Annotated in this window: 21 protein-coding genes, 1 pseudogene and 1 riboswitch; of the genes and pseudogenes, 16 read left to right on the top strand and 6 right to left on the bottom strand. The window is 41.6% G+C overall.

Annotation, left to right across the window (positions count from 1 at the left end; all coding sequences use genetic code 11):
- The 3 genes and pseudogenes from V7K25_RS20685 to V7K25_RS20695 all read left to right on the top strand — a co-directional run.
- Window positions 1-123, top strand: a pseudogene (locus V7K25_RS20685) (photosystem II D2 protein (photosystem q(a) protein)); the annotation flags it as partial.
- Entirely contained in the window at window positions 107-1,498 is a 1,392-nt protein-coding gene (psbC, locus tag V7K25_RS20690; protein ID WP_335155765.1) for a photosystem II reaction center protein CP43, read from the top strand. The pseudogene V7K25_RS20685 and the gene psbC, both read left to right, overlap by 17 nt.
- A 129-nt stretch (window positions 1,499-1,627) precedes the next feature.
- The gene (locus tag V7K25_RS20695) at window positions 1,628-1,813 is read left to right on the top strand and encodes a PCP reductase family protein (RefSeq protein WP_335155763.1); all 186 of its coding nucleotides are present in this window, start codon (window positions 1,628-1,630) and stop codon (window positions 1,811-1,813) included.
- A gap of 137 nt (window positions 1,814-1,950) precedes the next feature.
- Here the strand turns inward: V7K25_RS20695 and V7K25_RS20700 are convergent, their stop codons facing one another.
- Window positions 1,951-2,079, bottom strand: a complete 129-nt coding sequence (locus V7K25_RS20700) for a hypothetical protein (protein ID WP_335155761.1) — start codon at window positions 2,077-2,079, stop codon at window positions 1,951-1,953.
- A 78-nt stretch (window positions 2,080-2,157) separates the two neighbouring features.
- Here V7K25_RS20700 and V7K25_RS20705 point away from each other — a divergent pair, with 78 nt between their 5' ends.
- On the top strand, window positions 2,158-2,364 hold the full coding sequence (locus V7K25_RS20705; protein WP_335155759.1) for a hypothetical protein: 207 nt from the start codon (window positions 2,158-2,160) through the stop codon (window positions 2,362-2,364).
- A gap of 52 nt (window positions 2,365-2,416) precedes the next feature.
- On the opposite strand, the gene V7K25_RS20710 is transcribed toward V7K25_RS20705, so the two are convergent.
- Both V7K25_RS20710 and V7K25_RS20715 read right to left on the bottom strand, forming a co-directional pair.
- Window positions 2,417-3,253 (bottom strand): SWIM zinc finger family protein, encoded by an 837-nt coding sequence (locus V7K25_RS20710; protein WP_335155757.1) that lies wholly within the window; start codon window positions 3,251-3,253, stop codon window positions 2,417-2,419.
- A gap of 198 nt (window positions 3,254-3,451) precedes the next feature.
- Window positions 3,452-6,742 carry a DEAD/DEAH box helicase gene (locus tag V7K25_RS20715; RefSeq protein WP_335155755.1) on the bottom strand — a complete coding sequence of 1,097 codons (3,291 nt, stop codon included), beginning with the start codon at window positions 6,740-6,742 and terminating at the stop codon, window positions 3,452-3,454.
- 133 nt (window positions 6,743-6,875) lie between these two features.
- Between V7K25_RS20715 and V7K25_RS20720 the strand changes: the two genes are divergently transcribed.
- The 5 genes from V7K25_RS20720 (at window position 6,876) to V7K25_RS20740 (ending at window position 12,388) form a co-directional block, all read left to right on the top strand.
- Window positions 6,876-7,421 carry a GNAT family N-acetyltransferase gene (locus tag V7K25_RS20720; protein WP_335155753.1) on the top strand — a complete coding sequence of 182 codons (546 nt, stop codon included), beginning with the start codon at window positions 6,876-6,878 and terminating at the stop codon, window positions 7,419-7,421.
- Window positions 7,422-7,522: 101 nt separating this feature from the next.
- Window positions 7,523-9,679 carry a polyribonucleotide nucleotidyltransferase gene (locus tag V7K25_RS20725; protein ID WP_335155751.1) on the top strand — a complete coding sequence of 719 codons (2,157 nt, stop codon included), beginning with the start codon at window positions 7,523-7,525 and terminating at the stop codon, window positions 9,677-9,679.
- Between the two features lie 341 nt (window positions 9,680-10,020).
- Complete coding sequence (ovoA, locus tag V7K25_RS20730; protein WP_335155749.1) at window positions 10,021-11,382, top strand: 5-histidylcysteine sulfoxide synthase; 1,362 nt, start codon at window positions 10,021-10,023, stop codon at window positions 11,380-11,382.
- 2 nt (window positions 11,383-11,384) lie between these two features.
- Window positions 11,385-11,879 carry a DUF427 domain-containing protein gene (locus tag V7K25_RS20735; protein WP_335155747.1) on the top strand — a complete coding sequence of 165 codons (495 nt, stop codon included), beginning with the start codon at window positions 11,385-11,387 and terminating at the stop codon, window positions 11,877-11,879.
- A gap of 47 nt (window positions 11,880-11,926) precedes the next feature.
- Window positions 11,927-12,388 (top strand): SET domain-containing protein, encoded by a 462-nt coding sequence (locus V7K25_RS20740; RefSeq protein WP_335155745.1) that lies wholly within the window; start codon window positions 11,927-11,929, stop codon window positions 12,386-12,388.
- A gap of 89 nt (window positions 12,389-12,477) precedes the next feature.
- Here V7K25_RS20740 and ilvC read toward each other — a convergent pair whose 3' ends face one another.
- Window positions 12,478-13,473 carry a ketol-acid reductoisomerase gene (gene ilvC, locus V7K25_RS20745; RefSeq protein ID WP_335155743.1) on the bottom strand — a complete coding sequence of 332 codons (996 nt, stop codon included), beginning with the start codon at window positions 13,471-13,473 and terminating at the stop codon, window positions 12,478-12,480.
- Window positions 13,474-14,100: 627 nt separating this feature from the next.
- Between ilvC and V7K25_RS20750 the strand changes: the two genes are divergently transcribed.
- From V7K25_RS20750 to V7K25_RS20775, 6 genes are all read left to right on the top strand, one after another.
- Window positions 14,101-14,733 carry a DUF1003 domain-containing protein gene (locus tag V7K25_RS20750; RefSeq protein WP_335155741.1) on the top strand — a complete coding sequence of 211 codons (633 nt, stop codon included), beginning with the start codon at window positions 14,101-14,103 and terminating at the stop codon, window positions 14,731-14,733.
- 108 nt (window positions 14,734-14,841) lie between these two features.
- Complete coding sequence (locus V7K25_RS20755; RefSeq protein WP_335155739.1) at window positions 14,842-15,762, top strand: DUF4349 domain-containing protein; 921 nt, start codon at window positions 14,842-14,844, stop codon at window positions 15,760-15,762.
- 234 nt (window positions 15,763-15,996) lie between these two features.
- A complete protein-coding gene (locus V7K25_RS20760) occupies window positions 15,997-17,352 on the top strand; it encodes an NAD(P)/FAD-dependent oxidoreductase (protein ID WP_335155737.1) in 1,356 nt (451 codons plus the stop codon).
- Window positions 17,353-17,476: 124 nt separating this feature from the next.
- Window positions 17,477-18,712, top strand: coding sequence for an LL-diaminopimelate aminotransferase (locus V7K25_RS20765; protein WP_335155735.1), 1,236 nt, complete (start codon window positions 17,477-17,479; stop codon window positions 18,710-18,712).
- Between the two features lie 115 nt (window positions 18,713-18,827).
- Window positions 18,828-19,466: a Uma2 family endonuclease gene (locus V7K25_RS20770; RefSeq protein WP_335155733.1), complete on the top strand. Its 639-nt coding sequence runs from the start codon at window positions 18,828-18,830 to the stop codon at window positions 19,464-19,466.
- Between the two features lie 84 nt (window positions 19,467-19,550).
- A complete protein-coding gene (locus V7K25_RS20775) occupies window positions 19,551-20,408 on the top strand; it encodes an AIPR family protein (protein WP_335155767.1) in 858 nt (285 codons plus the stop codon).
- Between the two features lie 68 nt (window positions 20,409-20,476).
- Here the strand turns inward: V7K25_RS20775 and V7K25_RS20780 are convergent, their stop codons facing one another.
- Both V7K25_RS20780 and V7K25_RS20785 read right to left on the bottom strand, forming a co-directional pair.
- Complete coding sequence (locus V7K25_RS20780; protein WP_335155731.1) at window positions 20,477-20,674, bottom strand: hypothetical protein; 198 nt, start codon at window positions 20,672-20,674, stop codon at window positions 20,477-20,479.
- A gap of 130 nt (window positions 20,675-20,804) precedes the next feature.
- The gene (locus V7K25_RS20785) at window positions 20,805-22,133 is read right to left on the bottom strand and encodes a voltage-gated chloride channel family protein (protein ID WP_335155730.1); all 1,329 of its coding nucleotides are present in this window, start codon (window positions 22,131-22,133) and stop codon (window positions 20,805-20,807) included.
- 95 nt (window positions 22,134-22,228) lie between these two features.
- Window positions 22,229-22,311, bottom strand: a riboswitch (Fluoride riboswitch).
- 308 nt (window positions 22,312-22,619) lie between these two features.
- Here V7K25_RS20785 and V7K25_RS20790 point away from each other — a divergent pair.
- Window positions 22,620-23,489, top strand: a complete 870-nt coding sequence (locus V7K25_RS20790) for a zinc metalloprotease HtpX (protein WP_335155727.1) — start codon at window positions 22,620-22,622, stop codon at window positions 23,487-23,489.
- Window positions 23,490-23,521 lie beyond the last annotated feature (32 nt).

A 23,521-nucleotide genomic window follows, 5' to 3' on the forward strand; every position in this document is an offset into this window, starting at 1 on the left:
ACCTTCTATACCAAAAACATTTTGCTGAACGAGGGTATCCGCGCTTGGATGGCTCCTCAAGATCAACCCCACGAACAATTTGTATTCCCTGAGGAGGTATTACCACGTGGTAACGCTCTCTAATAGACCAAATATATTAGGCGGCACTGGACGCGACCAAGAATCTACTGGCTTTGCCTGGTGGTCTGGTAACGCGCGTTTAATCAATCTATCTGGCAAACTCCTGGGCGCTCACGTTGCCCATGCTGGCTTGATTGTATTCTGGGCAGGAGCGATGACTTTGTTTGAAGTCGCTCACTTTGTTCCTGAAAAACCCATGTACGAACAGGGCTTGATCCTGTTACCTCACCTCGCCAGTCAGGGCTGGGGTGTTGGTGCTGGTGGTGAAGTTATCGACACCTTCCCCTACTTTGTTGTCGGTGTACTCCATTTAATTTCCTCAGCCGTCCTTGGCTTTGGCGGTATCTATCATGCCGTTCGTGGCCCAGAAACCTTAGAAGAATACTCTTCTTTTTTTGGTTACGACTGGAAAGACAAGAACAAGATGACCAACATCATCGGATTCCACCTGATTATTTTGGGATTTGGTGCATTGCTGTTGGTAGCAAAGGCAATGTTCTTTGGTGGATTGTATGACACCTGGGCACCAGGCGGTGGTGATGTTCGGATTATTACCAATCCGACATTGAACCCAGCGGTTATCTTCGGTTATGTAATCAAGTCTCCCTTTGGTGGTGAAGGCTGGATTGTCAGCGTCGATAACTTAGAAGATGTGGTTGGTGGTCACATCTGGATTGCCTTTATCTTAATTTCTGGTGGTATTTTCCACATTCTTACCAAGCCTTTTGCTTGGTCACGTCGTGCATCCATCTGGTCTGGTGAGGCTTACCTCTCCTACAGCTTGGGCGCTCTCTCGTTGATGGGCTTTATTGCCTCAATCTTTGTTTGGTTTAACAACACCGTTTACCCCAGCGAATTTTACGGCCCTACTGGCCCAGAAGCTTCTCAAGCCCAGGCTTTGACCTTCTTGATTCGTGACCAACGCTTGGGTGCTAACGTTGGTTCTGCCCAAGGCCCCACAGGTCTAGGTAAATACCTGATGCGCTCTCCAACTGGTGAAATCATCTTCGGTGGTGAAACCATGCGCTTCTGGGATTTCCGTGGCCCTTGGCTGGAGCCTCTACGTGGCCCTAATGGTCTTGATTTGGAAAAAATCAAGAACGATATTCAGCCTTGGCAAGCTCGTCGCGCTGCTGAATACATGACCCATGCTCCTCTGGGTTCTCTGAACTCCGTGGGTGGTGTGGCTACCGAAATTAACTCCTTCAACTACGTATCTCCTCGCGCTTGGTTGTCAACTTCTCACTTCGTACTAGGATTTTTCTTCCTAGTTGGTCACTTGTGGCACGCTGGTCGCGCACGGGCTGCTGCTGGTGGTTTTGAGAAAGGAATCAACCGTGATACTGAGCCAGTGATGTTTATGGACGACCTAGATTAGGTTGTAAAGTTTATTTCATCACTGACAACTAAATAATTTAGAGGCTCTTGCATAAAAGCAAGGGCTTTTTTATAGGAAAATTAGTCATCTATTGATTAAAGTGAGCGACTTACCAAAGGAATTAATACTATGAGTGACTCTAATTTTATTGATGCTTTGCGATGGACATCTGAAGCTAAGGAAAAGTTACAAAATATTCCCTTTTTTGTCCGTTCTCAAGCTAAAGCCAGAATTGAACAGCTAGCTCGTGAAGCAGGACAAGAGATTGTGACAGCAGATTTGGTAGAAGAGGCTAGGCTTGAGTTTGGACAATAAAACATTCTGGAGGTTGCAACAATCACAGTCGCCAAAAATCGAGCTGACCAAGTAATGCTTTACGAGATTAGCTAGCAACACTTTGAATTCCAGCAATCGGGATTGATATTTTAACTGGAGGTTTCATTTTTACAGGCTCAGGAAAGGACACCATTAAAGGCAATGGCACTGGCGGTAAAGGGGCTGATGGTATTATCGGTAAGAACTGGTGATGGGATGGCAATGACAAAATTACATCCACCAGTACCATCAATGAAGTTCAACAAAAAGTTACTATTGGTGGCGGTATCGATATTGATCTAGGCACTGGAAATGACTACTTCAAAGGGTTTGGTAATGGGACTGTGGATGGTGGAAAAGGTTTTGACACCTTAGACCTCAGTGCTTTCAATCGCTCTGAACTCACTTTTTCTGGTGTAATTTCGGGCAATGCCCTAAACCGAGCTAACATTAGCTTCGATAACAATAAAAATGTGATTACACTCTCCACAACAGGCTTTGAGAATTTTATCTTTGCAGATGGCTCTTTGTCCTACAGCACTTGGGTCTGAAATTAAAATTACAACAATCTCACGAAAAATAATTACGAATTACGAATTAATATCAACTTCCTCCCACATTCATTGCTGTTAAAAAAGCCTTCTGGCTCACATCTCTGTAAACTGTATTCAAATACTTCATTACCACATCACTCGAAGTTGAATTTACTGTATTTTCCTCTTCCTTTGCTAGGGGGATTGCTCCTAATACATCTAATACCATCTCATTAGTGGAAGGCGCAATCACTACTAATGATGACTCTAATGGCTCATTATATTGCCAGAAATAATCAATTTTTACCAAATATTTGTTATTAGGAATTGACTGTTGAATATCGGGCGTTTCTGTGGTATCAGGTTTAATCTTGGCGCTACGCAAGTGGCGTAAATCGCTAATAATTTGCTCTTTAGTGCGTCCCCGCAATTGAAATAGTACAAAGGGGTCTTCACTGAAGCGATCGCCTAACTGATAGTACAGCGCACCAATGTGTTTACAGGGATTTGCTTTATCAGGACAAGAACATTTACTCTGGACATCAGCAAGGGTAAATGGAAATATCGAAAGACCATTAGCTGTGAACACTTCTTCTATATTTTGTGGCATTTCTCCTGCTAGTAATTTGGCAGCAAAAATTGCCTTTTGGGACATGCTTTCAATTACATAACCCCACTGTTCATCGGTAAAAGGTTCAAGGGAAAGGGAAACTTTATAAGGTTCAATTTCACTACCTTGCACTCTAGCCAATACTTTTGCACCTTTAAATTCGATGCTCAGAACATTTCCTTGACGAGCATAATTTCTCGCACGTTCTAAACGTTTTTTAAAGCGATAGGAATCTAGCAAATCTAGCCATTGTTGTGACCACCATTCTCGACTAGCTTGTAATGTGTAATTAGTCATAATTAATTCAAAAATTTAGTAATGTACCGCGCTAATTTTGATGGGTTTATAGTCAATACGGTTCTAATTTCACAAAATTGTGGGTTTTCGAGACGTGATAAATCGCCGTCTCTACAAGTGTTTTTGTCTTATCTGGATTGTATTGGGTTTGTAGTGAGTGCTTTACTAAAATCAAAAACTAAAGTCCTGACTACGAAATTATTCTGCATCATCATCAATTACTGTACTGCGATCGAGTAGTAATAAGTTGCGAAGTTGGTCTGTATCCATTTCAGTCAACCACTCTTCACCAGCACCTACAACTTGTTCAGCTAGTTGTTTTTTACTTTCAATCATGTCATGAATTTTTTCTTCTAAAGTGCCTGTGCAAACAAATTTATGTACTTGCACATTCCGGGTTTGACCAATCCGAAATACTCTATCTGTGGCTTGATTTTCTACGGCTGGATTCCACCATCTATCAAAGTGAAATACATGATTGGCTCGTGTTAAATTCAGTCCTACTCCACCCGCTTTCAGAGAGAGAATCATAATCGGTGGCCCTTGAGGATCGTGTTGGAAACGGTCGATCATTTCCTCTCGTTGTTTTTTGCTGGTGCTGCCATATAAAAAGAATACTTCTCGCCCAAGCTGTTTTTCTAAATAGGGTTTAAGTAACTTACCCCACTCAGCAAATTGTGTAAAGATTAAAGCTCTATCGCCTTCTGCTAAAACTTCTTCTAACATTTCTTCTAGCCGCAGAAGTTTGGCTGAATTATGTTGCTCTAATGTCGCTTCTTTCAAATATTGGGCTGGGTGATTGCAGATTTGTTTGAGTTTAATTAACAAAGCTAAAATCATCCCCCGACGTTGTAATCCTTCAGCAGATTCTATCTCTACTAAAGATTGTTCTACAACTTTTTGATAAAGTGCAGCTTGTTCACCAGTTAGACCGCAAAATACGGTCATTTCTTGCTTATCTGGTAAGTCTTGAATAATGTCGCGATCGCTTTTCAATCGCCGCAGTATAAATGGTTGTACTAATGAACGTAATTGAGTCAAAGAAGCCGTATCACCATACTTTTCAATTGGCATGGCAAACCGACGCTGGAAAAATTGCTTATTGCCTAAATAGCCAGGATTGAGAAAATCTAAAATAGACCATAGTTCTTGTAGTCTATTTTCTACTGGTGTCCCCGTTAATGCAATACGAAATGTCGCTTCTAATTCCCGAACTGCTTTTGACTGCTTCGCCTCTGGGTTTTTCACATTCTGGGCTTCGTCTAAAACAATTATCTGCCAAGAGACACTTTGCAATGACTTGATATCTCGATGAAGCAGTGAGTAGCTGGTAACGATTAAATCGTGCTTTTTCACTGCTTCTAAAAATGCTTTTCCTTTTGGGCGTTTGTCACCGTGATATTGCAAAATTTTCAGACTTGGTGCAAATTTATTTACTTCCCTTTCCCAGTTGCCTAAAACAGAAGTTGGACAAACTAATAGTGTTGGATTTTCTAGTGCGTCCTGTTCTTTAAGATGTAGCAAAAAAGCGATGAACTGCACGGTTTTACCGAGTCCCATATCGTCGGCGAGACACGCGCCTAAGCCCCAACGTTCCAAGAAGGATAGCCAAGCAGCACCTCGTTCTTGATAAGGTCGCAACTGTCCTTTAAAGCCTTCTGGTGTCGGTAAAAGTGCGATCGCTTGATTATTGTTTAGCGCCCCAATTAACTCTTGCAACGCCCCAGATGCCTCAAAGCTAACCACTGGTAATTTTTCAATTACCTGGGTATCCCCTGTACTGAAACGCAAGGCATCTTCCAAGGAAAGCGCCATTTGGTCTTTGCGAGTGGTAAAAAAAGTTTGGGCTGTCTTAATGTCTTGAGGCCGCAATTCCACCCACTCGCCGTTAATTTCTACTAGCGGACTATTTAAAGCCACAAGTTTATCAAACTCAGTTTTAGAAATAGTTTGTCCGCCAATTGCCAATTGCCATTGGAAATTCAGTAGACTCTGCAACCCTAAACGTCCCTGCTTTTTCTTTGGGGTTTCGGCAGTAATTTTTAAACCCAAACGGTTCGCCCATCCTTCACGGTTCGCTAAACTGGGAGGCAAAATTACTCCTAAACCACTGTCTTCTAATCTCCAAGCTACAGCTTTGATAAACTCATAAGCTTGAATGGGGGTGATCCGAGAAAATTGGGGATATTCGGTTTCAAAACTGGATGCGATCGCTGGATATAATCGGGAAGCTAGCCCCAAACCTCGCAAAAATGTTTCCTGTGGTTGCTCAATTGTCCGATTTTCATAAACCAATCGCTCAACTGGATTGTTCCAAATAGTTTCCGCATCCACCAAAAACTCAGGATGGTCAGCCGCTTGCAGAAAATACCCCAATGTCCAATCTGTTTCGCCAGACTCTGGAGAACGCAGTTGAAAACAGGTACGAAATAGAGTTTTAAGAGTTAATTGATATTGGAGCGGCATAGTCCAAGCTTTCAGTGCCGCTTCCAACCGTTCCACTTCAATTGCATCTGCATTAGCTGTACCAGATGCACTAGTTAAGGCTTGCAACCACTGTCGCACCCCACCTGGTAAAGATGCCATCGCCTTAGCTTCCATTGGAGGCTGAGAACCCACCATTCCTCGCACTTGGGCATCTATCGTACTGTTAAGAAATCCCAGCAACAATTCTTGAGGTTCGGTAGGGAAGTTTACTGCTATATGAGGGGATGAGGAGGATCTTACTCCCCCTACTCCCCCTACTCCCTCATCTCCCCCCACTCCCTCTTGATAAGTCCGACAAACCAACGGCATGTTCGCAGAAAATTTTTCTAAGCGAGTTCCATCTACAGCGCTGTCTAGAAGTACTTGCCATTTAGGGGCAAATGCACCATCTGCTTGTCGATCAATTGTTGGTAAAAACTTACACCGTGAGATTAAATCTAAACTCCATCGGGCAACTTGCGACCAAAAACGTAAATCTCCTCCTAAAAAGGCATCTTCTCCGTTAGCAGCATTTAAGGGAACAGCAGCAAGAAATTTTACTGCTTCGCTGGGGTTGAGACAAAAACCTTCAACTCGCCACGGTTGCAAATATTGCGGAGAGTTTGTGTCTATTCCCAAACTGGCAGAATGTACAGGAAAAATCGCTGTTGTTTCTTCGTTACTGCCTTCTGGAATATAAGTTGGTAAGGCAATGATTTGCGAATACGTTGGTAAACTGATCTCAGTGCTAGTGGCGGCTTTGCGCGTTCGTCCAGTCGTAGCAATGGCTTTGCTTGCCGCAAGCATTGCAACTTGGGGTTGCTGGATGAAGTTGGTAATCGCCATGTTCTGAGAACGCAACCACTCATTCAACTCAACTGATGTCATCGCCAATGGATGTAGTGGTATATCTCCAGAACCATTAGGCTCGAAATTCACTCGTGGCGATCGCCAAGTTTCTCCCCAAATAAATAAACAACCATTTTGATTTTTTAGTAACCAATTACAGTGTAAAATCGCCATTTTCTAACTACTCAGATTTCCCAAACTTCAAGAATCAAAACCGCAATTATTCTACTTTTTGTATCTTCTTAAGAAGATTTTTTCGTTAAAAGTTACAATTATATTAATTTATCTCAAATTAATATTATTAATAATGATTTTTCCCCTAATTAAAGTTTTAAACAATGGGATAATAGTTGAGCTAGATTATATGCATCCTCAAGAACAGGAGGTTGTAAGAGCATTACTCAATGTTTTATTGATTGAGGGTAAAACTTATCCCCAAAAGGAACCTCTATCTCAGGCAGAATTTTTAGCTTACTGGTTGAGTAAAGATGCCTTTGTTGTCAGGACATCTGTTCAGGATGCTACACACAAACCAAAAGAAATATTAGGGGCGTTTTATTTAAAACCAAACTTCCCCGGTCGGTGTTGCCATATTTGCAACGCTGGTTTTATTGTACAACCTGGGTTACGTGGTCAGGGAATCGGGCGGTTCATGGGAGAAGCGATGCTCTTAATAGCAGCAAACCTTGGCTATGAAGCAGTAATGTTCAATTTGGTCTTTGAAACTAATATACCTTCAATTACACTTTGGCAGTCGTTAGGATTTGAGATCATTGGGCGCATTCCGCGTGCGGCGAAGCTAGGGAATGAACAAATGGTAGACGCGCTGATGATGTATCGTGCTTTGGGTTGAACTACTTATCTATCTTTGTATGTACTAGAAGTCAGTCATAGTGCATAAATGTTAGGATTGCCACAGAAAGAGAATAGCGAAAGAGAAGGAAAAAAAACTGAATGGCAGAAGTTGATAAGTCAATATCCTTCGATGGAAGGGATATTCGACTGAAAGTAGGCCTACTAGCTCCCCAGGCTGGTGGGTCGGTTTTGATAGAATCAGGGGACACATCCGTTTTAGTGACGGCTACGCGATCGCAAGCCAGAGAAGGCATTGATTTTCTTCCCCTAACTGTAGATTACGAAGAAAGGCTATATGCCGCTGGTAGGATTCCCGGAGGGATCATGCGCCGAGAAGGTCGTCCACCAGAAAAAACAATTCTCACTAGCCGTCTTATAGACCGCCCCATGCGTCCCCTGTTCCCTTCATGGCTACGGGATGACCTGCAAATTATTGCCTTAACGCTGTCGATGGACGAGTTAGTTCCACCCGATGTGTTAGCAGTTACAGGCGCTTCAATCGCTACCCTGATTGCCCAAATTCCTTTTAATGGGCCAATGGCAGCAGTGCGGGTTGGTTTAGTGGGAGATGATTTCATTATTAACCCCACTTATGCAGAAACTGAAGCTGGAGACTTGGATCTGGTAGTAGCAGGTTCACCACATGGTGTAATCATGGTGGAGGCGGGAGCCAATCAGTTGCCAGAGCGAGATATTATCGAGGCGATTGACTTTGGTTATGAAGCAGTACGGGACTTAATTAAAGCGCAGCAAGATTTAATTGCAGAACTGGGTTTGGTAATAGTGCAAGAAGCACCACCAGAAGTAGACCAGACTCTGGAAAATTATATCCGCGATCGCGCTAACGGTCAGATTAAGAAAATCCTCTCTCAATTTAGTTTCACCAAACCCCAACGCGATGCAGCCTTAGATGTCGTCAAGGATGAAATTGCCGCGACGATTACCGAACTGCCAGAAGAAGATCCCATTCGAGTTGCCGCAACTGCAAATAAGAAGGCACTTGGTAACACTTTTAAAGATATTACCAAACACTTCATGCGGCGACAAATTATTGAAGATAACGTCCGCGTTGATGGTCGTAAACTCGATCAAGTGCGTCCCGTTTCTTGTTTAGTTGATGTCTTACCAAAGCGAGTCCACGGTAGCGGTTTATTTAACCGGGAACTAACTCAGGTATTATCCACTTGTACTCTGGGTACACCTGGGGATGCTCAAAACCTTAACGATGACATGCAGCTAGATCAGCACAAGCGTTATCTGCATCATTACAACTTCCCACCTTTCTCAGTCGGGGAAACCAAGCCAATGCGGGCCCCAGGAAGGCGCGAAATTGGTCACGGCGCATTAGCAGAACGAGCGCTCCTCCCTGTGCTACCGTCAAAAGAACAATTTCCCTACGTGATTCGCATCGTATCGGAAGTACTTTCCTCTAACGGTTCCACCTCAATGGGTTCAGTGTGCGGTTCCACCCTAGCTTTGATGGATGCTGGTGTACCAATTATCAAACCCGTCAGTGGCGCAGCAATGGGTTTGATTAAGGATGGGGATGAAGTGCGAATCCTCACCGATATTCAGGGCATTGAAGACTTTTTAGGTGACATGGACTTCAAAGTTGCTGGTACAGATACCGGAATTACCGCCCTGCAAATGGATATGAAAATCTCCGGTTTGTCATTGGAGGTTATTTCCCAAGCGGTTCACCAAGCTAAAGCAGCCCGGTTGCACATTCTGGAGAAAATGCTTGCCTGCATTGACACGCCACGGATTGAAACCTCACCTTATGCCCCACGTCTGTTAACAATCAAGATTGATTCAGACATGATTGGTCTGGTAATTGGGCCTGGAGGCAAGACTATTAAGGGGATTACAGAGGAAACTGGTGCAAAAATTGACATCGAAGATGATGGCACCGTGACAATTTCTGCTGTGGATGAGAACAAGGCCAAGAGAGCCAGAAACATCATCCAAGGCATGACCCGCAAGTTACACGAAGGGGATGTCTACGCAGGACGCATCACTCGGATTATACCGATAGGTGCATTTGTGGAATTTCTGCCTGGAAAAGAAGGGATGATCCACATCTCACAACTAGCTGACTACCGCGTTGGCAAAGTTGAGGATGAAGTAGCGGTGGGTGATGAAGTGATTATCAAAGTGCGCGAAATTGATAACAAAGGTCGGATTAATCTCACTCGCTTGGGTATCCACCCAGATCAAGCAGCAGCAGCAAGGGAAGCTGCGGCGGTGAATCGGTAACTCGATTTGGGATTTTAGATTAGATTAAATCTAAAATCCGCGATGCCTACTGTGAAGGCATCGCCGTATGCTTCTCTAAATTAGTTGCAATCTTAACTTGATAGCAATAAGACAGTTAATAAGTGTTTTAACCTCACCTATACTTTTTCAAAGTTCATACATTATTTATATTATTTTGACAAGACGTAATTAGAGTAATTTTAACTACAGCTTTTATCTATTTACAAATTTGGTAAATTGTCTGATCATAACGACACAAGACAAAACGTAATTAACAAAACTGTTTTGTAATAAGTCGTAGTTTATGTAATTTGTCTGATGAATGTTCTGTCAAAAATATCATGGCTTTAGTTCCAACGATAAATAAACTGACATCAACTCAAGTGCCCACACTCAAAAATTGCAGTCCACAAAGCCTGCTCAATTATTTTGAGAATTCTTGGGAACTTGAAGAAACACTCATGAAAAGTTTGGTCGGAGAAGAAACTTTTTATCTTAATCCCGATCCTTTAAGAAACCGGATAATTTTTTATCTTGGTCACTCAGCTGTTTTTTTCATCAATAAGTTAGTTGGCGTTGATTTAATCAAAACTGGAATTAATTCACAATACGAAACCCTGTTTGAAATCGGAGTTGATCCCCAAACACCAACAGAACTCGACGCAGCTATGCAAGGGATTAGCTGGCCTGATGTAGAAAAAGTTTGGCAATATCGAGACAAGGCACGAGAGGCAATTACAAAAGTTATTCAAAAGACTCCCCTGAATCTCCCGATTCATCAACAGCATCCCTTCTGGGCTTTGCTGATGGGAATAGAACATAGTCGGATTCACTTTGAAACTTCGTCGATGCTGGTGCGTCAATTGCCTAGCGATCGCTTAAAATGTCCCCAAGGGTGGAATTACGCACCTAGTAAGGGTAATATTCCCAACAATGAAATGCGCCGGGTTCCTGGTGGTGTAGTGAAATTAGGAAAACCCAAGGATGATCTTACTTATGGTTGGGATAGCGAATATGGCGATCGCACTGTTGAAGTGAAACCGTTTTTAGCTAGTCAATATCTTATCACTAATGGCGAATATCTGAAATTTGTTCAAGCTGGTGGTTACAATAATCCCGATTACTGGAATGCTGAATCTTGGGATTGGAAGCAACTCTACAACGTCCAACATCCCAAATTCTGGATACCCTTCCAGGATGGTTATCGCTATCGGGCCACATTCGACGAAATAGACTTACCCTTAGACTGGCCTGTAGAAGTAAATTACTACGAAGCGATCGCATTTTGTCGTTCTCAAGGCTCAGAAATTCGTTTAATGACTGAAGCCGAATGGAATCAAGCCTTACTTACCTCTGAGGATAAGCACTTATCAAGTAACTATAATCTCAACTTACAATTCATTTCCCCCAGCCCAGTGGGGATGTTCAAACCAGCTAAAAGTGCTTCTGGGCTTTACGATCTTAGAGGAAACGTCTGGGAATGGTTAGGGGACACATTCAACGCCCTACCAGGATTTGAACCTCATCCACTTTACAAAGATCAAGCAGCACCCTTTTTTGATGATAAACATCAGATGATGCTTGGCGGTTCTTGGGCTACTAATGGTTCAATGGCATTACCAACTTATCGTAACTGGTTTCGTCCCTACTTTTATCAACATGCTGGTTTTAGAATTGCTCAAGATTTCAAAGGAGATTACTGAGAATGAGGCCAAATCCAATAGTACCAGAATCCGGTCAAGAATCAGTTTGGGATTATCCTCGTCCGGCTCGTTTAGAAGATAGCAACAAATCAATTCGGATAATTTGTAATGGTGTTGTTTTAGCAGAAACAACTAAAGCTAAAAGAGTCTTAGAAACTAGCCATCCTCCTGTTTATTACCTTCCTTCTGAAGACATTAAACTAGAATATCTGATTGAAACACCTAAAAAAACTTGGTGTGAATGGAAAGGCAAGTGTCAATATTATGATATAAGCATCGGTGAAAAGTATATAAATAACGCTGCTTGGCGATATATTGAACCCACACCTAATTTTGTAACGATTCAAGAATACTATGCTTTTTACCCTAGTTTAATGGATGCTTGCTATGTAAATGATGAGCTAGTTATGTCTCAACCTGGTGATTTTTACGGGGGATGGATTACTGCTGATATTGTCGGGCCATTTAAAGGTAGCCCTGGAACAATGGGGTGGTAATTTTTGAGTTAACAATTCATGAACATCATATTTTGAGTTAACAACTCATGAACATTATATATAGCAATCATCTCACGATTCAGGAAACAGCAAAAGGACGAGGAGTGTTCGCTAAAAAAAAATTTGCCCCAGGGGAAACCGTCGTGGTGGGTATTCAAATTGAAGCAGTTCCCGAACGAACTATTTATTCAGTTCAGATGGATTTTAATTTACATGTCCACCTAGATGAGCCTGCTATCCTCACTAACCATTCTTGCGATCCAAATACTGGTGTAAGGAACAATCAGTTTGGGGGATATGACTTCGTTGCTTTGGGCGATATCGAAGCAGGTGAGGAAATTACCTGGGACTACGAAACCACTGAATATGAATCAATTGCTGTCTCCCGGTGCTTGTGCAAATCTTTATCCTGTCGAGGGAAAACATTAGGATTCAAATTTCGGGAACAAATGTTACGCGATCGCTACGGGGATTACATTGCAGATTATCTGAAAACTCAAAGCAAATGATGTTTAATAATGCATAGATAGATGCATCATAAATAACAATTCTAGAGACGTTACATTGCAACGTCTCTACATTCAGATCCTTGTTTTGCTTAAGCCTTTTTCAACCAGCTAAACATAGCGCGTAAATCTTTACCAACTTCCTCAATTTTGTGTTCAGCTTCTTTGCGACGCATGGCGGTAAATCCTGGTTTACCAGATTGATTTTCTAGAACGAATTCTCGTGCAAATTGTCCAGATTGAATTTCGCTGAGAATCTTCTGCATTTCAGCTTTGGTTTGTTCAGTCACAATCCTCGGCCCACGGGTATAATCGCCATATTCAGCAGTGTTAGAAATGCTGTCGCGCATTTTAGCTAAACCGCCTTCTACAACCAAATCAACAATCAGCTTGACTTCATGCAGACATTCAAAATAAGCTAATTCTGGTTGATAACCAGCTTCTACCAATGTTTCAAATCCAGCTTTGATTAAAGCACTCAAACCACCGCACAATACTGCTTGTTCGCCAAATAAATCTGTTTCGGTTTCTTCGCGGAAAGTCGTTTCGAGAACACCAGCGCGAGTACCACCGATACCTTTAGCATAAGACATGGCGCGATCGCGTGCCTGACCACTGGCATCTTGATAAACTGCAAACAGCGCTGGTACGCCTTCACCACCTTCATAAGTGCGTCGTACTAAATGCCCTGGCCCTTTTGGTGCTACCATCACCACATCTACGTTAGCTGGTGGTACAACTTGCCCAAAGTGAATATTGAAGCCGTGGGCAAAGGCTAACACATTCCCTTCTTCGAGATTTGGTTCAATCTCGTTTTTGTAAATCGTTTTTTGAACTTCATCAGGTAACAAAATCATGATAAAGTCAGCAGCATTGGCAGCATCTGCAACATTTTTCACAGTTAACCCAGCTGCTTCAGCTTTTTCTACTGACTTACTACCCGGATATAATCCCACAATCACATTCAAACCACTATCTTTGAGATTGAGAGCGTGGGCATGACCTTGAGAACCATAGCCGATAATAGCAATAGTTTTTCCAGCCAAAAGGTCTAAATTGGCATCTTCGTCATAGTACATCCGGGCCATAGAAGCATCTCCTGTCAGCAAGCATCGTCATTTATTGGCAGGCTTAAGATTATACCTCAAATTGAGTAACCACAGATGAACTGTTACCCGGATTTATCACAATATTGCTCAAAACCTTATAAAATCTAGATTCAGAAGTTTCACACTGCATTAAAATTTTTAGCCGTCATAAATGTCCGAAAGATACTTTGGGTAAGGGTTTTGAATAAGGAACTGACAAATAAAAAAATACTCAACTACTTGTTGTGGGGTGGGCACTCACCCCAGAAGCGCAGGGGCAGGGCGCTCAAAGCTTGGGGAGCAAGCCCTGACCTGGAGCCGTGGAGCGGAGCGGAACATGGGTATGAAGCCCCGCCATAAAGGGCGCTCTTACTGGAGCGGAGTACAAGCTCGTCTGGTGTTTTCCCCCTTGCCCCCTGCTCCCCTGCCTCTTTTGACCCCAGAAGATTAAATAATTTATTTGTTGGAAATCCCTTCCCTAATTCTTAAATCAGGAATATATTCAAAAAACCGAACATATACGGCAACGCGATAATACTCGATTGATTAATCAAGCATATAACAATCGAATTGCGGTTTAAATTGAGTTAGTAAATTGAAGTAATCATTCATCAAGTCAGACTACCAATGCTTTCCCAAGATAAACCAAATCCAAAAGATTCACCGCAAGTATCGTGCGAAACACATCGTCAAAACCTTCTGCCCACTGTCCCATTACCGGAATCTATTAGTAAAAATATCGAGACTATCATCGCATTGCACAGACGTTCTGAAAAAGACGTACCACAACACCAGAGGGTTGTAGAAACGGTAACTGCTTTTTTTGGTCGTCCTGCATTCCTGTATAGCATCCTGCTTGGGATTATTCTGTGGATAACACCCAATGTCTTACCACGACGTTTGGGTATACCAAGATTTGATCCTCTTCCATTTTCTTGGTTACAATTTTCACTGACTACGGGTTCATTGTTGGTGACAACAGGGGTATTGATTAAACAAGAGCGACAAGAAAAGTTAGCAGAGCAACGGGCGCAGCTTAGTCTTCAACTCAACCTGCTCTCTGAGCAGAAAATCGCTAAACTCATCGCTTTGGTTGAGGAATTACGCCAGGATATTCCTAATGTCAAAAATCGCTCTGACCTGGAGGCTGAAATGATGAAGTCCCCTACCGATCCGCACGTAATTATAGATGTATTAGAAGAGACTTTAGCAACCGAGTTAGCAAGTTTCTCTCAGCAAAAATCATCAATTAAAGAATAATTGGATTTTGGACAAAATTTTATGCCTGTTACATAAATCGCAACAATATAGGTTTTGAGTTTTACTTCAGTAATACTGGGGTTAACTTCATCCATCTAGGGGTAGATTATGTACGCTTCGACTAAATTACCGCGCACATCTGCTTTATTTGTAAGTGCGTTATTAGGAGGGGTAATTTTCACCAGTTGCGCCTCTTCCAATCAGTTAGCAAATAAGCAGTTACCTCCAATGGCGGCCGATGGCGTGGCAAATCCAGCAGCTGCACCTGCTAGCAGGATGTCCCAAAAGGCGGAAGCTGCACCTATAGCCCGTTCTCGTCCCCAACTCATCAAAAAGGCAGCTATATCTTTGACTGTCAACTCTGTAGATCGGGCTATTGATGCTGTTTCACAAATTATCAATAAACAGCAAGGGGATTTGATTGGGCTGAAACAACAACAACCCAAAACCGACAACCCGCGTTACACAGCCACAATCCAATTGCGGATACCAGAGAATCTGCTGGAATCTACCCTAGAAGAACTAGCTAAATTGGGCACTGTTGAGAGTCGTAATATCACCGCAGAAGATGTGGGCGATCGCCTCGTAGATTTCCAAGCTAGATTAACCAATTTGCAAAAAACTGAAGCTAATTTGCAAAAAATTATGGATCGGGCGGGTTCTATAAGAGATGTGCTTAGTGTTGCCCAAGAATTAAGTAATGTCAGAGAAACTATAGAACAAATTAATGCCCAACTCAAAAGCCTACAAAATCAAGTTGCTTATTCCACTATTACGCTGAATTTAGAAGCAGCAGTTTCTAGCACCAGTTCACAACCTGCCTTTGGTTTGCAAGTTCAGGAGACTTGGAATAAATCCACTCACTCCCTTAGTTCATTTTCCGTTGGCTTACTCAAGCTGGGTATTTGGTTACTTGTTTACAGTCCCTATTTGTTAATTTTTGCTGCTCTTATATATGGCTTTAATCGTTGGCGGCGAACTCATTCACCACGTTTAACACAAGCACCAGAATCAACTAGTTCTAAATGAGCTTGTATAAATCATACATCTACCGCTGACAAATATACAGAGGCAAAGAGTGATTCAAATATTGCCAATTCTTATTGTCTGCACCTCCATCTGGAAAATTTCTCTTTATCCTGTAGTTTTAATTACTTTAAAATTTTTTCAAATGTAAAGAGCAATACAAAATATATGATGACAATTTTGATACAAATTTGTTAAGAATAGTTACAATAGTCGGCATACACGATAATATTTCTTATGGTAAATTCCCTTGACAATAATCCACTCCATCAAGTAGTAATTGTTGGCGGTGGCTTTGGTGGACTTTATGCAGCAAAAACACTCGCCAAGGCAGCAGTAAACGTTACTCTGATTGATAAACGTAACTTTCATCTATTTCAACCCCTCCTATACCAAGTCGCCACAGGTGCGCTATCTCCTGCTGATATCTCCTCACCGTTGCGTTCTGTCCTCAGCAAGAGCAAGAATACGAAAGTGCTGCTGGGAGAGGTGAATAATATTGATCCAGAAGCAAAACAAGTGACTGTGGGTGACGAAGCAATAGCTTACGATACGTTAATTGTCGCCACAGGTGCGAAGCATTCCTATTTTGGCAAAGACAACTGGGAAGAATTCGCCCCCGGCTTGAAAACTGTAGAAGATGCTATAGAAATGCGTCGCCGGATCTTTTCGGCCTTTGAAGCCGCAGAAAAAGAAACCGATCTAGAAAAACGCCGGGCTTGGTTAACCTTTGTAATTGTTGGTGGTGGCCCTACTGGTGTAGAGTTAGCAGGTGCGATCGCAGAATTGGCAAATCAAACCCTCAAAGAAGATTTCCGCAATATCGACACATCAGAAGCCAAGATTTTGTTATTAGAAGGTCTAGATCGGATTCTGCCACCTTTTGCACCAGAGTTATCACAAGAAGCGGAAGCATCTCTAACGCGCTTGGGGGTGATTGTGCAAACAAAAACACTGGTGACAAATATTGAAAATAATATTGTTACCCTCAAACAAGGCGATGAAGTTAAAGAAATTGCCTCAAAAACCGTATTATGGGCAGCAGGTGTAAAAGCTTCAGCAATGGGAAAAGTGCTAGCAGAACACACAGGTGCTGAGTGCGATCGCGCTGGACGGATTATCGTAGAACCTGACTTGAGTATTAAGGGACATCCCAATATTTTTGTAATTGGCGATTTAGCAAATTTTTCTCATCAAAATGGTAAACCGCTACCTGGTGTTGCACCTGTAGCGAAACAACAAGGTGAATATGTAGCAGCACTAGTCCAAAAGCGGCTTGCAGGTAACAGTTTACCGCCCTTTGCTTATACCGATCATGGTAGTTTAGCGATGATTGGACACAATTCTGCTGTGGTAGATTTGGGCTTTATGAAGCTGAAAGGTTTCTTTGCATGGTTATTTTGGCTATTGATTCACATCTACTTCTTAATTGAATTTAACAACAAATTAGTAGTAATGATTCAGTGGGCATGGAACTATTTCACCCGTAATCGCGGAGCAAGATTAATTACAGGACAAGAATCGCTCACCCAGTTCGGAATTAGCGATCGCAATTACACGTCAGCCGATAATAAACAGCCAGTAAATGTCTAATTTGTCATTAGTCATTTGTCATTAGTTATTCTCCCCCTACTCCCTCATTCCCATTCCCCATAACAAAGTTATCGCCCTGATAAATTAGCAGTAAGCTATTTTAGGGCGTTTTTCATATTTACACATGGCAACTATTAACGACAACTACCTGAAACTGAAAGCAGGTTATCTGTTTCCAGAAATTGCTCGGCGGGTGAATGCCTTTGCAGAAGCCAATCCTGATGCTAAGATAATTCGGCTGGGCATTGGTGATGTTACCGAACCTTTGCCGGAGGCTTGCCGCACAGCTATGATTAAAGCTGTGGAAGAAATGGGCGATCGCAATACCTTCAAAGGCTACGGCCCAGAGCAAGGCTACGCTTGGTTACGAGAGAAAATTGCTACTCAAGATTTCCAAGCACGGGGAGCCGATATAGATGCTTCCGAAATCTTTATCTCCGACGGTTCCAAGTGCGACACAGGCAACATTCTGGAAATTTTTGGTCATGATAACATAATTGCCGTTACTGACCCCGTTTATCCTGTGTATGTAGACACTAACGTTATGGTGGGAAATACTGGGAATGCCAACGATAAAGGCGAATTTGAGGGTTTAGTTTATCTACCAATTACTGCTGATAACAACTTCACCGCCGAGATTCCCTCAAAGAAAGTCGATTTAATTTATCTCTGCTTTCCCAATAACCCCACTGGCGCAGCTGCTACTAAAGAATATCTCAAAGCATGGGTAGACTATGCCAAAGCTAATAACTCGATTATTTTCTTTGATGCAGCCTACGAAGCTTATATCACCGATCCATCGATTCCCCACTCAATTTATGAAATTGAAGGTGCAAGAGAAGTTGCGATCGAATTTCGGTCTTTTTCCAAAAATGCAGGTTTTACAGGAACTCGTTGCGCGTTAACCGTTGTACCGAAGACACTCACAGGAAAAGCCACCGATGGTTCCGATGTGGAACTATGGAAACTGTGGAATCGTCGCCAGTCTACCAAGTTTAATGGCGTTCCTTACATCGTCCAACGGGGAGCCGAAGCGGTTTACTCCGAAGAAGGACAGGCACAAATTAAGGGATTGGTGAGTTTCTATCTAGAAAACGCCAAAATTATCCGCGAGAAACTCACAGCCGCCGGATTATCAGTTTATGGTGGCGTGAATGCACCTTACGTCTGGGTGAAAACTCCTAATGGTTTATCCAGTTGGGAGTTTTTTGATAAGTTGCTGCAAACAGTCAACGTTGTGGGGACACCTGGTTCTGGCTTTGGTGCTGCGGGTGAAGGTTACTTCCGCATTTCGGCGTTTAACAGTCGGGAAAATGTCGAAGAGGCGATGAAGCGGATTACAGAGAAGTTTAAAGTGTAAGCGATCGCTTTTAGCCGCTTTTGTTAAACTCATTCTATTAGTCTAAAGGTTACGGTGGGCTATATTATCCACCGCAACCTGATAGATATTGAATTTTGAATTGGAGCGAAGCGACGTGACTGCTGCCATTCCCGTTTTTAAACCTGTTAGCCAGATGCAGTTAGCACCTGGTAGCACGGTGACAATTCCAGATGTTAGCTGGGAAGAATTTGAATCTATTTTACAAGAATTGGGAGAAAAAAGAACTATACGAATTGCCTATAGCCAGGGGACTTTAGAAATTATGGCTCCTTTACCAGAACATGAAATACCCAAAGATTTAATTTCTGATATTGTCAAAATATTGCTAAAGGCTAAAGATATCAGATACCAACCTTTTGGTTCCACCACCTTTAAACGGCAAGGTGTAGCAGGAGTTGAACCTGATGCTTGCTTTTATATTCAGAATTATCAACAAATAATTGGTCATCGTCGCTTGCAACCTAATGATCCGCCGCCAGATTTAGCGATTGAGATTGATGTCACATCGAAAACTACTCTCGATGCTTATGAAGCCATTGGAGTTCCAGAATTATGGGTTTACGACAGTGGAAACCTTTCTATTTATTTGCTGAAAGAGGGGAAATACATAAAATCTAACACTAGTCCTAATTTTGAGGATATAGTTATTACTCAGATTATCCCTGCTGCGGTAGAACGTAGTTGGCAAATAGGAACTTTTCAAGCTTTGGAAGAATTGGAAGCAATGATTTAGTAAATGATCAACTAGGCATCGCTCATTGTAAGTTACTGCCAAATTTATATATTGCAATTATGGCACTATATACACTAGAAATTAATCCACTATTTTGTACTCTACAATAACGGCATAACTATTGTTGCAGAAGATATCAATGTTGTTGGAGATCGGATTACTATTACAGATTATCAGATTGTTAATGGATGCCAAACCAGTTATGTTCTGTATCATAACCGAGAATCGATTGATGATTCTCTTTGTATACCAATCAAAGTAATTGCTCTAGCTCGTGACAGCAGATTAAAAAACAACATTATTAAAGCTAATAACAGACAGACACCAGTAAAACTTGAAGAGCTTGAGTCTTTAACTGATTTTCAGAAAAAACTTGAGGAATATTACAAATCTTTACCAGAAGATAAACAACTATATTATGAAAGAAGACCAAGACAATTTAATGGAATTGAAGGTATTGAAAAAATAAGAATAGTGGATATACCATCTCAAATGAGGTGTTTTGCATCTATGTTTCTTGAGCAAGCTCATAATGCAGGTAGGTACCATGCAAATTTGCAAGATGAAACTAGACAAAATATATTTTTATTCGATCATCATCCAATAGGATATTACGTCAGCGCATATGCAAAATTTCGTTTAGATGCACTCTTTAGAAAGAAACACATAGACGCAAAATATAGTCCATTCAAGTACCATATGCTTAATATTCTTAGAATACAGTTATCAGGCAAGGATATGCCTCCCATAACATCGAATAAGTTCATTAAGTATTGCGAAATAATGGAAATAATTTTGTCGGAAGACAATAAATCTAAAGAGGCTTTTTTGAATACTACTGCAATCATTGATAGTCAGGTAAATGGAAATTATGATCGTGCAGTTGCAAAAACTTTAACTCTTTCAAGAAGCATAAAAAATTTTTTGTTTGAAAGTAAGTGAGAATTTATACTTTATACATATCCTAATTAAAGGTGCAATTTTCCAGGTGAGACGAAGTGCGATCGCCTTCATGTCGTGCTTGCCAAATTAGCGTTTTGGGTAAGTTTCACAGGATTAGTTTCTGGCTCTGAATACATAGCAAATAAATCACTAAAAACCTCTTCTCCATTAATCTCTCCACTACTAACAAATCGTTCTACCTCAACCGAACCATCCTCAAAAAATTCTACTTCCCATCGTTCACCAGCCACCGCCACATTCACCATAATAGTTTCATCCCGATATGGGCTAAGGTGTAATTAATTCTCTCTTGTTCCAATTGATTTAGAAAGGTAACTAGTTTGCCAAATCCATGATTATTCATTTGTTAAAATATTCATTAATGACATCAATAAATTATTCCTGAGAATTACTTTCTTCTTCTTCACTATCATCGGGTAAATCAATTTTTGGTTGCCCATAATTAGCCAAAGTCACCCCATCTTCTAAATATACAGCAGAGTATTTACTCAACCCAATGCGTTGTGCAGAGTAAATTCCAGAATGACCTGAAAATAAGTAGCTCACTACACAGCCAATAGCAATAAATACCCCTGATTCCAGACCAAATAGTTCAATTCCCATTAAGGTTGATGCTATAGGTGTATTTGCTGCACCCGCAAATACACCCACAAATCCCATTCCTGCTAACAGTGGTGCAGGTAATGCTAAAAGTAACGACAAAGCATTACCTAAAGTTGCACCAATAAAAAACAAAGGTGTCACTTCTCCTCCCTTAAAACCTGCTCCTAAAGTTAGAGCAGTCATACCAAATTTTGCTGCAAAATCCCAAGGAGGTAGGTGAGTGTAGAAAGAATCCACTATGGTTGGAATACCAAGACCAATATACTTGGTTGTTCCACTCAAGCCAACAATTGCTGCTATTACCGCACCGCCTATCAAAGGACGCATTGGAGGATAAGATATCTTTGCTTTAAAGAAGTGACTAATTTTGTGAGTTACTTTAGCAAAAAATCTCGCTACAATTCCAAAGATTGCACCTGCGATAATGGCAGAAATCAGCCCCCAAATTGTGAGCGTCGGTATAGACTGAGCATGTTGGTATGCGGTATGATGCAAACCCAATAACAAAGTGACTTGATTTCCAACGATCGCAGCAATTAAAGAAGGTAAAAGAGCATCATAATGAATTTTACCAATCGCTAAAACTTCTAGACCAAATACGGTTCCAGCTAAGGGAGTACCAAAAACTGAAGCAAATCCTCCACTGATACCTGCCGTTAACAAAATTCGCCGATTGGCTCCTTGAAAATGTAATATTTTAGTTAACTGATCTGCCAAAGAAGCACCCATTTGCAATGCTGTACCTTCACGACCGGCTGAACCTCCAAATAAATGTGTAAGGTTTGTTCCTAATAAAACCAGAGGAGCCATGCGAAAGGGAATAATATTTTTGGGATTATGGATTTCTTCAAGTAAAAGATTATTTCCGGCTTCTACAGTCCGACCGAATTGATGATAAATCCAACCACTCAAGAAGCCACCAAGGGGAAGGAAGGCGATAATCCAGCGATGTGATTCTCGCCAATCAGTTGCCCATTCTAATGATGCTAAAAGAGCCGCAGAAGCTGTTCCAGCAAGAATGCCAACCACAATGGAAATAGGCAACCATTTAATTAGGTGGGGTAATGCAATAAACGGTTCAAACTGACGTAGTTGTTTCATACCATGACTCCTTGAGGTGCAATCTGTAGACTTACACTTTCTACAGGGGAGTCAGGTAATGCATTTAGCCAAGCCCTACTCTCCCGCAGTCAGCGAAGAAAGTAGGAGCCATCAGCCTTCCAGTGATTAATTTTACCTTGGAAAGGCGGTTTTGGCGAGCTCCATCGCCATAAATACTATTTAATTAATTCAACAATACCATGTTTACTTTTGTATTGCTTTTTCGCACTTGTAATTTCTACTTTTATTAACAATTTATTCCTATAGATAGATGCATTTATAATATCTATTAAAGATGATTTTTTACCAATAGAGCAAATATCAAAAAAACTAAATTAGTATTTACAAAACTTAAGTAGGAAAACCGTACTTATCTGATAGGTTTTCTGTACCATCTATCTAAGTTTAGCTGGATACAATCAAAAAGTAGCTTAATTAATGCTGTTTCAGAGAAAAATAATACAGCATTAGCAGGAGAGCGAAAATATGACAAATCAATTGAAAACGGCTGTTTTGCTAGCTGCGTTAAGTGGTCTTTTGATCGCAATTAGTTACTGGATAATTGGCGGTACTAGTGGCTTGATAATAGGGATAGGTTTAGCAGCAGTAACAAACCTGTTTTCTTGGTATCAATCAGATAAGATTGCCCTGGCAGTATACCAAGCCCAGCCTGTAAGTCAAAGGGAAGCACCAGGACTTTATCGGATGGTGCAGAGATTGAGCGATCGCGCTAACATCCCCATGCCCAAAGTTTACATTGTCCCAAGCCAAGGTGCAAACGCCTTCGCTACAGGGCGCGATCCAGAACACGCTGCTGTTGCTGTCACTGAAGGCATTTTGAATATATTGCCAGAGGACGAACTCGAAGGCGTTATCGCCCACGAACTCACCCACATTATTAATCGTGACACCCTCACACAAGCTGTTGCTGCTACCGTTGCTGGTGCTATCTCATTCCTAGCGCAAATGGTTAGTTATAGCTTATGGTTTGGCGGTGGTTCACGAGATGACAACAGAGGTGCAAATCCTTTGGGAGTTTTATTAACAGTAATGCTTGCGCCATTGGCTGCGACGATTATTCAGCTAGCAATTTCGCGCACACGAGAATTCTCTGCTGATGCAGGTTCAGCTAGATTAACTGGTAATCCCCGCGCCTTAGCTAGGGCACTGCAACGTTTAGAAGCCTCAGCAAAGCAGATGCCTTTAAATGCCAATCCAGCTTATGAGCCGTTGTTAATTATCAATTCTATTTCTGGACAGTTTATGGGTAACTTGTTCTCTAGTCACCCTGCTACAGAGGAGCGAGTTGCAGCATTACTGAAACTAGAGCAACAATTGCCAACAACAGTTTATTAATTAGTTATTAGTCATTGGTCATTAGTCCTTTG

This window comes from Nostoc sp. (genome assembly GCF_036919495.1).
Classification (GTDB): Bacteria; Cyanobacteriota; Cyanobacteriia; order Cyanobacteriales; family Nostocaceae; genus Nostoc.

Excerpts from the sequence above, each read along its gene's own strand:
- V7K25_RS20695 (WP_335155763.1), top strand. The coding sequence starts at position 1,628 with ATGAGTGACTCTAATTTTATTGATGCTTTGCGATGGACATCTGAAGCT.
- V7K25_RS20710 (WP_335155757.1), bottom strand. The coding sequence starts at position 3,253 with ATGACTAATTACACATTACAAGCTAGTCGAGAATGGTGGTCACAACAA.
- V7K25_RS20715 (WP_335155755.1), bottom strand. The coding sequence starts at position 6,742 with ATGGCGATTTTACACTGTAATTGGTTACTAAAAAATCAAAATGGTTGT.
- V7K25_RS20720 (WP_335155753.1), top strand. The coding sequence starts at position 6,876 with ATGATTTTTCCCCTAATTAAAGTTTTAAACAATGGGATAATAGTTGAG.
- V7K25_RS20725 (WP_335155751.1), top strand. The coding sequence starts at position 7,523 with ATGGCAGAAGTTGATAAGTCAATATCCTTCGATGGAAGGGATATTCGA.
- ovoA (WP_335155749.1), top strand. The coding sequence starts at position 10,021 with ATGGCTTTAGTTCCAACGATAAATAAACTGACATCAACTCAAGTGCCC.
- V7K25_RS20735 (WP_335155747.1), top strand. The coding sequence starts at position 11,385 with ATGAGGCCAAATCCAATAGTACCAGAATCCGGTCAAGAATCAGTTTGG.
- V7K25_RS20740 (WP_335155745.1), top strand. The coding sequence starts at position 11,927 with ATGAACATTATATATAGCAATCATCTCACGATTCAGGAAACAGCAAAA.
- ilvC (WP_335155743.1), bottom strand. The coding sequence starts at position 13,473 with ATGGCCCGGATGTACTATGACGAAGATGCCAATTTAGACCTTTTGGCT.
- V7K25_RS20750 (WP_335155741.1), top strand. The coding sequence starts at position 14,101 with ATGCTTTCCCAAGATAAACCAAATCCAAAAGATTCACCGCAAGTATCG.
- V7K25_RS20755 (WP_335155739.1), top strand. The coding sequence starts at position 14,842 with ATGTACGCTTCGACTAAATTACCGCGCACATCTGCTTTATTTGTAAGT.
- V7K25_RS20760 (WP_335155737.1), top strand. The coding sequence starts at position 15,997 with ATGGTAAATTCCCTTGACAATAATCCACTCCATCAAGTAGTAATTGTT.
- V7K25_RS20765 (WP_335155735.1), top strand. The coding sequence starts at position 17,477 with ATGGCAACTATTAACGACAACTACCTGAAACTGAAAGCAGGTTATCTG.
- V7K25_RS20780 (WP_335155731.1), bottom strand. The coding sequence starts at position 20,674 with ATGGTGAATGTGGCGGTGGCTGGTGAACGATGGGAAGTAGAATTTTTT.
- V7K25_RS20785 (WP_335155730.1), bottom strand. The coding sequence starts at position 22,133 with ATGAAACAACTACGTCAGTTTGAACCGTTTATTGCATTACCCCACCTA.
- V7K25_RS20790 (WP_335155727.1), top strand. The coding sequence starts at position 22,620 with ATGACAAATCAATTGAAAACGGCTGTTTTGCTAGCTGCGTTAAGTGGT.